The sequence below is a fragment of the Methylobacterium sp. J-090 genome (assembly GCF_022829345.1).
In the GTDB taxonomy this organism is placed as follows: Bacteria; Pseudomonadota; Alphaproteobacteria; order Rhizobiales; family Beijerinckiaceae; genus Methylobacterium.
On sequence record NZ_JAKSXV010000108.1, the window covers coordinates 1 to 11632 of the forward strand.

At 70.5% G+C, this 11632-nt stretch carries 11 protein-coding genes; 4 read left to right on the forward strand and 7 right to left on the reverse strand.

The window, feature by feature from the left end; genetic code table 11:
* From MKK49_RS23155 to MKK49_RS23165, 3 genes are all read right to left on the reverse strand, one after another.
* On the reverse strand, window positions 1–708 hold a 708-nt coding region (locus tag MKK49_RS23155), incomplete at its 3' end, for a polysaccharide biosynthesis/export family protein (RefSeq protein WP_244032338.1).
* Between the two features lie 236 nt (window positions 709–944).
* The gene (locus MKK49_RS23160; protein ID WP_279595735.1) at window positions 945–2402 is read right to left on the reverse strand and encodes a sulfatase-like hydrolase/transferase; all 1458 of its coding nucleotides are present in this window, start codon (window positions 2400–2402) and stop codon (window positions 945–947) included.
* Entirely contained in the window at window positions 2399–3997 is a 1599-nt protein-coding gene (locus tag MKK49_RS23165) for a capsular biosynthesis protein (RefSeq protein WP_409565128.1), read from the reverse strand. Before MKK49_RS23165 ends, MKK49_RS23160 begins: the two co-directional genes overlap by 4 nt.
* Window positions 3998–4782: 785 nt before the next feature.
* On the opposite strand from MKK49_RS23165, the gene MKK49_RS23170 reads away from it, so the two are divergent.
* The 3 genes from MKK49_RS23170 to MKK49_RS23180 are packed head-to-tail and all read left to right on the forward strand — an operon-like array spanning window position 4783 to window position 7749.
* Window positions 4783–6090: a capsule biosynthesis protein gene (locus MKK49_RS23170; protein ID WP_244032340.1), complete on the forward strand. Its 1308-nt coding sequence runs from the start codon at window positions 4783–4785 to the stop codon at window positions 6088–6090.
* Between the two features lie 40 nt (window positions 6091–6130).
* Window positions 6131–6898: an SDR family NAD(P)-dependent oxidoreductase gene (locus MKK49_RS23175; RefSeq protein WP_244032341.1), complete on the forward strand. Its 768-nt coding sequence runs from the start codon at window positions 6131–6133 to the stop codon at window positions 6896–6898.
* Window positions 6895–7749, forward strand: coding sequence for a formyltransferase family protein (locus MKK49_RS23180; protein ID WP_244032342.1), 855 nt, complete (start codon window positions 6895–6897; stop codon window positions 7747–7749). Before MKK49_RS23175 ends, MKK49_RS23180 begins: the two co-directional genes overlap by 4 nt.
* Window positions 7750–7831: 82 nt before the next feature.
* Here MKK49_RS23180 and ettA read toward each other — a convergent pair whose 3' ends face one another.
* The 4 genes from ettA to MKK49_RS23200 all read right to left on the reverse strand — a co-directional run bounded on the left by ettA (window position 7832) and on the right by MKK49_RS23200 (window position 11194).
* Window positions 7832–9484, reverse strand: a complete 1653-nt coding sequence (gene ettA, locus MKK49_RS23185) for an energy-dependent translational throttle protein EttA (RefSeq protein WP_056094285.1) — start codon at window positions 9482–9484, stop codon at window positions 7832–7834.
* Between the two features lie 250 nt (window positions 9485–9734).
* Window positions 9735–10004, reverse strand: coding sequence for a hypothetical protein (locus MKK49_RS23190; protein ID WP_244032344.1), 270 nt, complete (start codon window positions 10002–10004; stop codon window positions 9735–9737).
* Window positions 10005–10016: 12 nt separating this feature from the next.
* Window positions 10017–10904, reverse strand: a complete 888-nt coding sequence (locus tag MKK49_RS23195) for a DNA/RNA non-specific endonuclease (RefSeq protein ID WP_409565127.1) — start codon at window positions 10902–10904, stop codon at window positions 10017–10019.
* Window positions 10895–11194: a hypothetical protein gene (locus tag MKK49_RS23200; protein WP_244032348.1), complete on the reverse strand. Its 300-nt coding sequence runs from the start codon at window positions 11192–11194 to the stop codon at window positions 10895–10897. The genes MKK49_RS23195 and MKK49_RS23200 overlap by 10 nt, the downstream gene beginning before the upstream one ends.
* Window positions 11195–11470: 276 nt before the next feature.
* On the opposite strand from MKK49_RS23200, the gene MKK49_RS23205 reads away from it, so the two are divergent.
* Window positions 11471–11632, forward strand: a 162-nt coding sequence (locus MKK49_RS23205; RefSeq protein WP_244032356.1) for a 1-deoxy-D-xylulose-5-phosphate synthase N-terminal domain-containing protein, incomplete at its 3' end; no start/stop codon positions are given.

The window sequence follows — 11632 nt, forward strand, 5'->3', positions numbered from 1 at the left end:
GACGATGGTGGTGAGCGGCACCGTGGCGGTGAGGTTGCCGCGCGAGAGCCGGACGAAGGTCTCGTTGACGGGCGCCTTCACGCCGCCGGCGGTGGCGACGACGTCGAGGAGGCGGTCGCCCTTGCCGGACAGGGGCACGCGGGCACCGCTCACGGCCTCGCCCGAGACGGTGACGGATTGCGAGATCGGCCGCGTGACGGAGACGAGGACCTGGGGCTGGATCGCCTTGCCGGCGAGTTCGGTCTCGATGAGGGCCTGGACGTCCTGGGGCCGGCGGCCGGCCACCTGGATGCGCCCGGCATACGGCACCGAGATGGCGCCGTCGCGCGAGACCACCTGCTCGGGGATGAGGGCGGATTTGGAGCCGGCGGAGAAGCGGTCGGCGGCGAGCGGCCCGGAGAACAGGCCGCCGGAGCCGGCCTCCCAGACGGAGACGGCGACGAAATCGCCGACCCCGATGACGGGCTCCAGGGAGGGCCGGTGGTCGCCGAAGGAGGCGAGCAGGCTGTCCAGCGGCCGTCCGCGCAGGGCCTCGACGGTGGCGGCGGTGAGATCGACGATCTCGTAGCGCGCGAAGGTGCCCTCGCTCGTCGACACGTCGGCCCCGTCCACGATGGCGCCCGTCGTCGGACCCGCACCCGGGAGGATCGAGGAACAACCGGACACGAGGCATGCCGTCAGGGCCGCGAGAGCCGCTGTGCGAACCATTCAATTTCTCCAGGCCGGGTTTCGCGCGAAGCGCAGTCCGGCGGTGCCGCCCGTTTCGCGACGGTGCGACCGGCAGCGGTTCGTCGGGATGTCGAACCCGACGGCACGTTCGCGGGCAACCCGTCATCCCTATGGGCCAAACGCTGCCATAAGCTTAACGGATCGTTGTTGCGCGAGGCTGGATTTCCAGCCGGCCCGGACACCTCGGCCTACAATGCGTCATGACGGTGGCACGGTCACGCTTGGGCGGCGCAGACCTCGGCGCGCAGCTGCCGCCCGAGGGCATCGGCGGTGAGATCGACCCGGACCGGAGCCGCTGCCGCGGCCCCGAAACGCAGAACCGCGTAATCCGTCGCCGTCCCGCCGAAACCGGGCCGGCAGTTCGGCAGGGACGGAGCATGGTCGCCGAACACGCAGAGCGTCGCGGGTAATCCTTCCAGGCCGGCGATGAGCCTTTCCACGGCCGCGCCCGTATGGGCGACGTGGTGAAGGTACTGTGCGTGCGGATCGTCGAGGCCGGGCAGGCGTCCCGGCTTCCACGGCCCATGGTTCTCCATGGTGACGCAGAACAGGAACAGCGGTGCCGTGCGCGCCCGGATCTCCGCCAGGACCCGCTCGGCCAGGGCCACGTCGCCGACATACGGCCCGATGCGGGGCGCGCCGGCGAACGCCTCTTCCATGACGAGGCGGCTGAAGCCGAGGCGTGCCACCACCGCCGCGCGGTTGAAGAAGTCGCGGTGGAACGGGTGGACGAACACGGTCTCGAAGCCGGCCCGCCGAGCGAGCCGGGCCAGGCTCGTCGGCTCGTCGCCGCCCTGCGCGAGATAGGGATCGAACACGCCGAAGCCGAGATTTTCGGGGGGGCTTCCGGTGAGCACCGCGTGCTCCGTCCGCATGGTGTAGGCCCCGTGGGCCGGCACCCGCAGGCGGCCGTACTGGGTCGCGCGGGTGCGCAGGATCTCCATCACCGGAAGAGCCGGGCCGCCGAGGCGCACGGGATCGACGAAGGATTCGAGCTGGACCACGACGATGACGCGGTCCGGCGCCTCCAACGGCACGCAGGATTGCGGCGGCGACCAATCGCCCGGCGACCGCAGGCTCCGCCAGCGCGCCGCATAGGCGAGGATCGTCGCCGGCAGGCCGTAGCGGGCTACATCCGCTTCCAGGGCCGGGGCGGGGAAGCGCGCGGCGAGCCAGCGGCCGAGACTGCCGTGTCCGGCGAGCCGCGTCAGGGTCCAGAGGGCCAACGGCAGGGCGATGACCGCGACCACCGCGACGCTGGGCTCGGGCGGCAGGGCGGCCGGCTCGACCCGGTACCAGAGAGCGACGGCGCAAAAACTCACCAGGATCGGGCCGGCCATCCGCGGGTCGGTCAGGGGTCGGGTGTAGTAGAGTTCCGGGTGGCGCGGCACCTGACGCAGGAGGGCGAAATCGCTGAACACCAGGGGCTCGCCGATGACGCCGCGCTTCAGCCGGCTCACCACCGCGAGGATCGCCACCGTAAGCACGCAGGAGAAGGCGGCGAGCCACGGGCGCCACGAGAAAACGAACCAGAACGCGGCCAGGAGCGCGTAGGCGACGAGCCGCACGGCGAGGTCGCCCGGGCGCCGGCCGATGGGCCGCACGCCGCGCCCCTCGAACGCCTCGATGGCGAGGCTGAGGACGAGGGCGGTGACGAGGGCCGTGAGGATCAAGCCGGGTCCGCCTTGTCTGAGGTTCGACGATCCGAAGGCGCGATGGTCGGAGGGGCGTCCTGCGCCCCCGGTCCAACCCCCCGCCGGGCTCGGAGCAGCCGGACGATGGGGTTGAGGACGGCGTAGCGCGCCCGCATGGTCAGGAGCGTGCGCCGGCTGAGCGCGAGCGCGGAGGGCGCGGCGGCATCGCGCTCCTCGCTCAGGCGGTCCAGGAGCTGCTCGGCCGAGCACGGCTTCATCGCCACGGGGTCGAGGTAGAGCGGATAGAGCAGCAGGGTCCCGGCCACGAGTTCGTCGAGGGCGAGGCGGCGCCCGCGATCGGCGTTCGGTGCGAGATCCTCGGTCAGGCCCCAGCCGGAATAGAACGGGCGACCGTGGACCGCCACGGTGAGGCCCCGGATCAGGGCCTCGAACCCGGCGAGCGACGTCATGGTCTCGACGTGATGCGCCCGGTCGAGGAGGTCGACGATGGAGAGGCCGCCGACGATGCGGTCGGCCAGCGACAGGGCCTCGGCCTCCGGAATCTTGCCCGGACGGAAGCCGGCCTCGACGTCGGGGTGCGGCTTGTAGAGCAGGAAGGCGTCGGGGTTGCGGACGCGGGCCGCCTCCAGCAGGGCGCGGTTGGAGCGCACCACGGGCGAGCCGTGCCGCACGGAGGCGTCGTCCTCCACCTGCCCCGGCACGAGGACGATGCGGCGGTCCGTCGGCCAGGCGCCGGATTCGTCCGCGAGGCCGACATTGTACTTCGTCAGGCGCCGTTCGACGACGAGGCGGCGCAGGGCTTCGGCCCGTGCCACGAGGCCGGGTGGGAAGGCGGCGGTCTTCAGGATGCGCGCGAGCCGGCTGTCCCGGCGCGGATCGTAGTAGATGCCGGAATCATCGACCACGATGGAGGCGCCGGGCTGGAGGCTGGCGCCGAGTCCGACGGATCGCAAAAATCCGTCCTCGACCCGCGACAGGGGCAGGTCGGCCTCCCGGCACAGGGCTTCCAGGCGCTCGGGCATCCGCGTCGCCCAGGCGAGAACCCGCGCACCGGGGGGCGCGAGGCGGACCGCTTCCTCGGCAGCCATGGCGTGGATCGGTGGCCCGAACGGGCCGGTGGTGAACGCGTCGAGGCCGGGGCGCTTCCAGCGCGAGATGCCGACGAGCACCGTCGGCCGGTCGTTGTCGCGGAAGCGTGCCCGCAGCCACGCGACTTTTTCGAGGCACTCCTCCCGGGCGATGGGCGCCCGGGTCCAGGGATCGAACCAGTGGAGGCCGACGCCATAGGCGTCCTCGAGGGACGCCGGCCCATCGGCCTCGACCGCCGCCGCGCCGGAAAGGCGTGCCGTGCAGGCGCTCGCCGCGTCCGAGACGAAGACCCGCGCGGCGTGGGCGCACACGGCCCAGGGGTCGATGGGTTCGGCCAGAACGCGCAGGCGTGGCGAGGCGAGGCCGAGTTCCGAACATCCCTCCGGGCTGCCGACCGTGAAATCCGTCTCCGGGTGACGCGCCAGCACCCGCGCGATGAAGGCCCGGTTGCCGGTCGGGGTGGCCGCGGCGTCGAGGAGGATCAAGTCCGGCCCTGCCGCCCGATCGGCCTCACACGATTGCAACGTCGGTGGACCATCCGTTGAACGGGCCCTGGCGTCGGCGTGAAGCGCAACCGGCGCCCTCTCCTCGCAGGAGGGGGCGCCGTGCGGCCGGTGATCGCCCTCGGCTGGGGCACCGCCAGGGCCCGCCGGAAACCGGTTGCGGCCGTGCAGGCGCAGACCCGCCAGCCGGCCGGCCAGGGCGGGATCGGCGGAGGCGCCGCCCATCGGCACGCCGCCGAGGGTCAGGCGCAGGCTCGCCAGGCCGGTCGCGGGCGAGTCGTAGGGGCTCAGGACCGGTCCCGGTGCCACCGTGAGCACCGGCCGCCCGAGGCGGCGGAGGGTTTTGGCGGTGAAACCGTCCCCGCCCCAGACAGCAGCGGCGCCGGACCGGAACGGCGGCACGAACGCGCCGCCCGTCGCCGCCTCGATCTGCGACTTGAGAGCCCGGATGGTCCGGCCGGTGGACAACAGGGAGAGCGGCGGGCTCGGGCGCATGCAGGGTTCGATCAACACGGGAGGGCCGCCGCGTCCGGCCCGGTGCTGGAGGCTCTAGAGCATCGGGCCGAAAAATGGGAACGGGTTTTCCGCACGAGCGGATGCCCTTGCGCGCGCGCAAACCTTACGGCGCGCCATGACTCGTCCGGTTCGAATACCGGCCCGCACCCTACGTGGCCGGCGGGACACAGGGATTAAAATTCACTGGGCACAACCATGCCTTAAGATTGCTGCCTTTCAACGGCTATGCAACCTCGTCAACCGTGACATTCGCCCGTTCCCACCGGGCTCACAGGACCCCGCGCCTCGGAATGCTGCAACCCCGCGCCCCCGCGCATCGCGACGGACCCGCCACGTTCCTGTTCCTGCAGGGCGTCGCCTCCCCGTTCTTCTCCGATCTCGGGCGCAGCCTCGAGGAGCGCGGCCACCGGGTCCGGCGGATTAACTTCTCCTCCGGGGACTGGCTTTTCTGGCGCCTGCCGGCCGACAATTATCGTGGGTCGTTCGAGCACTGGGGTGCCTACGTCGCCGACTACATCGCCCGCCACGGGGTCACCGACATCGTGCTGTTCGGCGATTGCCGACCCTACCACGTCGCCGCGCGCGCCGCGGCCGAGCCCTCGGGCGTGCGCCTGCACGTGTTCGAGGAAGGCTATCTCCGGCCGAACTGGATCACCTGCGAACTCGGCGGCGTGAACGGCCACTCGTCCCTGCCCAGGACCGCCGACGCGATCCGGGCCGTGGCGCGGCGCCTGCCGCAGCCGGGGCGTGCCATGCCGTCGAGTGGCGACATGGCCCGGCGCAGCCTGTGGGATGTGGCCTACAACATCGCCAATTTCGGCTTCCCGTACTTCTTCCCGCATTTCCGCAGCCACCGGCCCAACCACATCGCCGTGGAGTATGCCGGCTGGATCAAGAAGTTCGCCCGCCGCGCCCATACGCGGCGCGAGGCGGCCCGGCTCAACGAGGCCTACACGGCGGTGGGCGTCGATTACTTCCTGCTTCCGCTGCAACTCGACAGCGACTACCAGATCCGCGTCCACTCCCCCTTCCTCGGGGTCGAGGCGTTCATGGACCGGGTGATCGCGTCCTTCGCCGCCCATTCGGAGGCGCCGACGCGCCTGCTGATCAAGCTCCATCCCCTCGACAGCGGCCTCATCAACTGGCGCAAGTATGCCCGGCACTCGGCCAAGCGCCACGGGGTCAACGATCGCCTCGACATGATCGACGGAGGCGACCTGCCGAGCCTGATCACCGGCAGCCGCGGCGTCGTCCTCGTCAACAGCACCGTCGGCATGCTGTCCCTCGAACTCGGTTGCCCGACGCTCGCCACCGGCGAGGCGATCTACAACCTGCCCGGACTCACCCATCAGGGCGGCCTCAACACGTTCTGGACCGCTCCCATTGCGCCGGATGCCGACCTGATGCGGGACTTCCGCCGGGTCGTCCTGCACCGCACCCAGGTCAATGGCGGCTTCTTCTCGCGGGAAGCCATCGCCCGGGCCGTGGCCGGCACCATCCCGCGCCTGGAGGCGACCCTGCCGGCCGCGGCTTTGGCTGCCGCCCAGGCCGGTCGTGCCGAGACCGACGACGCGCAGGACCTCGCGCCGGTCTACTGACGGGCCGGTTCACGATCATTCCCGAAAACCGACAGAGCCGATGCCCGTCATCCTGATCACCGGCGCGTCGAGCGGCATCGGCGCCGCGCTCGCCCGCCATTACGCGACGTCCGGGACCACCCTCGTCCTGCACGGCCGCGACGGCGCGCGCCTGGACGCCGTGGCCGAATCCTGCCGCGCCAGGGGCGCGCAGGTCGAGACCGAGCGCCTCGACGTGCGCGACCGGGCCGGAATCGCCGCCTGGCTCGGCGCCACGCACGCCGCCCACCCCCTCGACCTCGTCATCGTCAACGCGGCCATCAATGGCGGCGACCCCGGCGGCGATGTCGAGACCGCCGCCATGGCGTTCGAGACCGTGGCGGTGAACCTCGACGGGGCGTTGAACGTCGCGCTCCCCTGCGTCGATCTCATGCGCGCGCGGGGCGCCGGACAGATCGCCCTGGTCTCGTCGCTCGCCGCCTTCGCGCCGCTCCCCGACGCCCCGGCCTATAGCGGCACCAAGGCCGCGCTCCTCGCCCACGGACTGGCGCTGCGCGAAAAGCTCAAGCCCCACGGGGTGAAGGTGAACGTGGTGACGCCGGGCTACGTCCGCACCGCCATGGGCGGCGAGTACCAGGGCTGGCGTCCCATGGAGATCGAGGCGGCGGACGCCGCCGCCCGTATCGCCAGGGGGTTGGCGCGCGACCGGGACATCGTCGCCTTCCCGTGGATCATCGCAGCCCTGGCGCGGGGCTCTGCCCTTCTGCCCGAATCCCTGCGGCGCCTCGGCATGAGCGGGTTCAAGTTCAAGATCCGGACCGGCCGGTGAGCCGCCCCCGCCTCGCCCTCTTCGTCCTCGAGGCCCTGCCGAACGCGCGGGCCGTGCGCCGCTTCGTCACCGAGCACGCCGACGACATCGCCTTCGTCGGCCTGTCCAATGCCGAGCGCCCGAGCTCGGGCGGGCTCGTCGGACAGGTCCGGCGGCACCTCGCCCGCTCCGGGCCGGCGATCCTGCCCTATCTCGGCGTGAATTTCGGCCTGCCGGACCTGCTCTCCCCCCTGTCCGGGCTGACCCGGCGTTTTACGGGCGCGAAGGATGCCGCCACGGCGACGCCGCTGAAGGCTCTCTGCCACCGCCTCGGCATTCCGACCCTGAGCGTGGACGACGTCAACGGGGAGGCGGTCGCGGCCCTGTTCGCGCGCCACACGCCGGACGTGATCGTCACTTTCCACTTCGACCAGATCCTGTCCGGTGCGACCCTGGCGTTGGCGCCGCGCGGCGGCGTCAACGTCCATCCGGGCCTGCTGCCGCGCCATCGCGGGCCGGTGCCGACCATTCACGCCCTCGCCGAGCCCGAGCCCGCCTTCGGCGTTACGGTGCATCGCCTCGCCGTCACCATCGATGCCGGTGCGATTCTTTCGCAGGAGACTGTGAGTTTACCCGTCGGCACGACGGCGACGCGGGCCTCGGTCATCCTGCACGCGCATGGGCGGGTGCTGCTCGATCGAGTGCTGGTGCAACTGGCCGACGGCACGCTGCCCGAGGGCGAGACGCCCGCCACCCTGCCGTATTGCCCGTTCCCGGACCGGGCCCTGCTGGCGGATCTGCGCCGGCGCGGGCGCAAGCTCACGGATGTGCGGGATCTCGGCGAGGCCCTGGCGCTGAGCGCGCGGGCCTGACGCACGCACCGCTTTGGAACGGACGCATCGTGCGCGTTCCCCTCCCCCGCGAAGGGGGAGGGGTTGGCGTGCGGTTCGCGATTTACCGCGAGAACTTCTTGTACTTCAGCTTCTTCGGCATCAGCGAATCGGTGCCGAGGCGGCGCTTCTTGTCTTCCTCGTAATCCGAGAAATTGCCCTCGAACCACTCGACGTGGCTGTCGCCCTCGAAGGCGAGGATGTGGGTGGCGATGCGGTTGAGGAACCAGCGATCGTGGCTGATGATCACCGCGCAGCCGGCGTAATCCTCGAGCGCCTCTTCGAGGGCCCGCAGGGTCTCCATGTCGAGATCGTTGGTGGGCTCGTCCAGCAGCAGCACGTTGGCGCCCCCTTTCAGGGTGCGGGCGAGGTGCACGCGGTTGCGCTCACCGCCCGACAGGGTGCCGACCTTCTTCTGCTGGTCGGAGCCCTTGAACGCGAAGGCGGCGCAGTAGGCGCGGGAATTGATCTCGCGCTTGTTGAAATAGATGATGTCGTTGCCGCCCGAGACCTCCTGCCAGACCGTGGCGCCCGGATCGAGGGCGTCGCGCGACTGGTCGACGTAGCCGAGGTGCACGGTCTCGCCCACCGAGATAGTGCCGCCGTCCGGCTTCTCGGAACCGGTGATCATCTTGAACAGCGTCGTCTTGCCGGCGCCGTTCGGGCCGATGACGCCGACGATGCCGCCCGGCGGCAGCTTGAACGACAAATCCTCGATGAGCAGGCGGTCACCGAAAGCCTTGTTCAGGTGGTCGAACTCGATGACGTTGTTGCCGAGCCGCTCGTCGATGGGGATGACGATCTGCGCCGAGGCGTCGATCTTGTCGTTCTGTTTCGCCACGAGCTCGTCGTAGCGGGTGATGCGGGCCTTCGACTTCGACTGCCGGGCCTTCGGCGAGGCCGAGATCCACTCCTGCTCGCGGTTGATGGCGCGCTGGCGGGCCATGTCCTCGCGGCCTTCCTGGGCGAGACGCTTCTGCTTCTGGATGAGCCAGGCCGAGTAGTTGCCCTCGTAGGGATAGCCCCGGGTGCGGTCGAGCTCGAGGATCCAGCCGGTGACGTTGTCGAGGAAGTAGCGATCGTGGGTCACGATCAGGATTGCGCCGGGATACTGCTTGAGGTGGCCTTCGAGCCAATTCACCGTCTCGGCGTCGAGGTGGTTGGTGGGCTCGTCGAGGAGCAGCAGTTCGGGCTCCCACAGCAGGAGCTTGCACAGGGCGACGCGGCGGCGCTCGCCGCCGGACAGGGTGGCGACGGGCATCTCGTCGGTGGGGCAGCCGAGCGCCAGCATGGCCTGATCGACCTTCGAATCGAGCTCCCAGAGGTTCCCGGCCTCGATCTTGTCCTGGAGGGCGGTCATCTCGTCCGCCGTCTCCTCGGAATAATTCATGGCGAGTTCGTTGTAGCGGTCGAGGAGCGCCTGCTTCTCGGCGACCCCCTCCATGACGTTCTCGCGGACCGACTTGTTCGGGTCGAGCTGGGGCTCCTGCGGCAGGTAGCCGACGCGGGCACCCTGCGCGACGAAGCCCTCGCCGGTCCATTCCGTGTCGATGCCGGCCATGATCTTCAGCAGGGTCGACTTGCCCGAGCCGTTGATGCCGAGCACGCCGATCTTGGCATCCGGGTAGAACGACAGGTTGACGTTATCGAGGATCTTCTTGCCGCCGGTGTAGGTCTTGGTCAGACCCTTCATGTGGTAGATGAATTCGCGCGCCATGCCGGTATCCTTGAACTGTGGGATCGGGGCCCTCGCGGGCACGGCCGATGCCGAATGATGAGGTGCGCGGCCCCGCGGCGGCCCCGAGAGGAGAGCCGGCCGGGCCTCGCATGGTGCGCCGTCGCCGGACGGTCCGGCCCTCGCCGTCGTCGAACCGCTTCGGGTCGATCGCTTCGCGTGATGAGTGTTGCGCCGGAGTATCAGGGCGGCGCCGGACCGGCAAGAAGATCGGGTGCGCGGCGGCGCGGCGTCAGGCGAAGGGGTTCTTCACCGTCTCGTGGCTTTTCGCGATGTCCGCGACGGCTTCCGGTAGCTCGGCCCGCGCCAGGGCCACCACGATGGCGTTCACCGCCGCCTGAAGGGTGCGTGCCCGTTCCAGCCCGGCGCGATCCCGCGTCAGGTCGAGGGAGCCGTGCACGGCGATGCGGTCGCGGCCGTTCTCCAGGGAAAGGCCGCCGATGGTCTGCACGGCAGCCTCGTCGGCGAAGGGCCGGAACACGGGAGGAGTCGTGTCGGACATGCGTGGTCCCTTCTAGAAGATCGCCCGCATCAGGTCGCGCCACAGGCGCCGGGCGAGGCGGTGGATCTGGTGCCTGGCCCAGGCCTCGAACGAATCCGGTTCGCGGTTGCGCCCGTGGGGGGGCGCGCCGGCCTCGTCGCCCCGCGAATAGGTGCGCGGCTCGGGCAGGTCCATAACCCGGGCCTTCACCGAATCGGGGAGACCCGGAAACACGTCGATCCCGGCCACGCCACGCAGTTCGGCCAGCGACACGGCGCGCCATTCGGTGTCGTCGCGGTTGGGCACGAGGTAGGCGCCCGCCTCGCCCCGGGCCGGGTCGTAGAGGGCCTTGAACAGCTGCGTCGGCACCAGGACCCTGCCGTTGATCGCCCGCACGCTGTCGCCGGCATAGACCGGGCCGGTGACGACGAAGAGGGTTCCGCGGGCGGTGGCGAGGCGCCGCACGCTTTCCTCGATGGCCGCCCAGAGGCCGCGATTCACAGCCCGGTCCTGCGGCACGATGTTGGCCAGGGTGAAGGATTGTGCCTGGGCCGCCCCCGTCGGCATGTCGCCGGCGGGCGCCATGTGGCCGCGGTCGAACCCGCTGTGGACGTAGTCCTCCAGGCGAGCGCGGTCGGCGACGGGCAGGGCCTCCTCGTCGTGGAAGGCATCGACGCGGTCGACGCGCCGTGCCGCCGCCACGCTCGGTCGGGTCAGGTGCTCGGCGGCATAGACCGGTGTGCGCGACACGGCGGAGTAGAGCAGCGCGAAGGCATCGTAGCAGAGCGGCGTCGCTTCACGCCCGAGCTTCGAATTGACGAGGTCGGGGCGGCGCCCATCCGCGAAGTGCTCGGGACAGGTCTGCGCCCGCGCCGACCCAGCGAGGAGGACGAGGAGTGCGAGAGCGCGAATCAGTAGCACACCCGGACCTTGCGGGTGCCGGACGGCGTCTCGCGCCAGCGATAGGCGCAGGGGCGCCCGAGGGAGCCTTCGAACGGATGCACGTCACGGTCGGCCGGGCCGGGACCGGCCTGGCGCCGGCACGGTTGCGAATGCGAACACGCAGACGTGAAGTCCGTCCGGTCGACGGCTTTCGCGTGCCCGGTCTGCGCCGCGCCGGCGCCACCTGCCGAACATACGCAGGCGAAGGCAAGACCGGTGAAGAAGAGGCAGATCGAACGCAGGCGGCGAATCAACGGACGAGAGCGCATGGTCTGCCTTCCTTCGGGCCACTGAGATCGAATGCGCCGTTGATCGGCGGCGACCGGACGCTTAACTGCCGCCCTTACGCCGGACAGCTTCGCCTGTCATGGGGTGCCATTGCCCAGCTCCGTCCCCACGCGTGGCAAAGCCGGGCAATGACGTTATAAGTGCAGATTCAAGGGTCCCGGTTCAGTCCAGGGACCGAGCCGTTGGGAAGGGGGTCCGGCGCCGTGCGTGGCGAGGGGCAGGCCCGTTCGAGCGGTCACCAGCCAACCAACGGGTCAATGCCAGTGTCTTCAGCCAACACCTCGATTCTGGACGGACTGTCCGAGACGTCCGCGCTTCGCCTTCTTCCGGAGAGCGATCTTCCGGCGGTGGCGGAGGCCGTGCGGGCGGAGATGATCGAGGCCGTGTCGGTGACGGGCGGGCATCTCGGCTCCGGGCTC

What these genes read in the sequence shown, in the direction of transcription:
- ettA (WP_056094285.1), bottom strand. Translation starts at nt 9,484, where the DNA reads ATGGCGCGCGAATTCATCTACCACATGAAGGGTCTGACCAAGACCTAC.
- MKK49_RS23175 (WP_244032341.1), top strand. Translation starts at nt 6,131, where the DNA reads ATGCCCGTCATCCTGATCACCGGCGCGTCGAGCGGCATCGGCGCCGCG.
- MKK49_RS23190 (WP_244032344.1), bottom strand. Translation starts at nt 10,004, where the DNA reads ATGTCCGACACGACTCCTCCCGTGTTCCGGCCCTTCGCCGACGAGGCT.
- MKK49_RS23170 (WP_244032340.1), top strand. Translation starts at nt 4,783, where the DNA reads ATGCTGCAACCCCGCGCCCCCGCGCATCGCGACGGACCCGCCACGTTC.
- MKK49_RS23200 (WP_244032348.1), bottom strand. Translation starts at nt 11,194, where the DNA reads ATGCGCTCTCGTCCGTTGATTCGCCGCCTGCGTTCGATCTGCCTCTTC.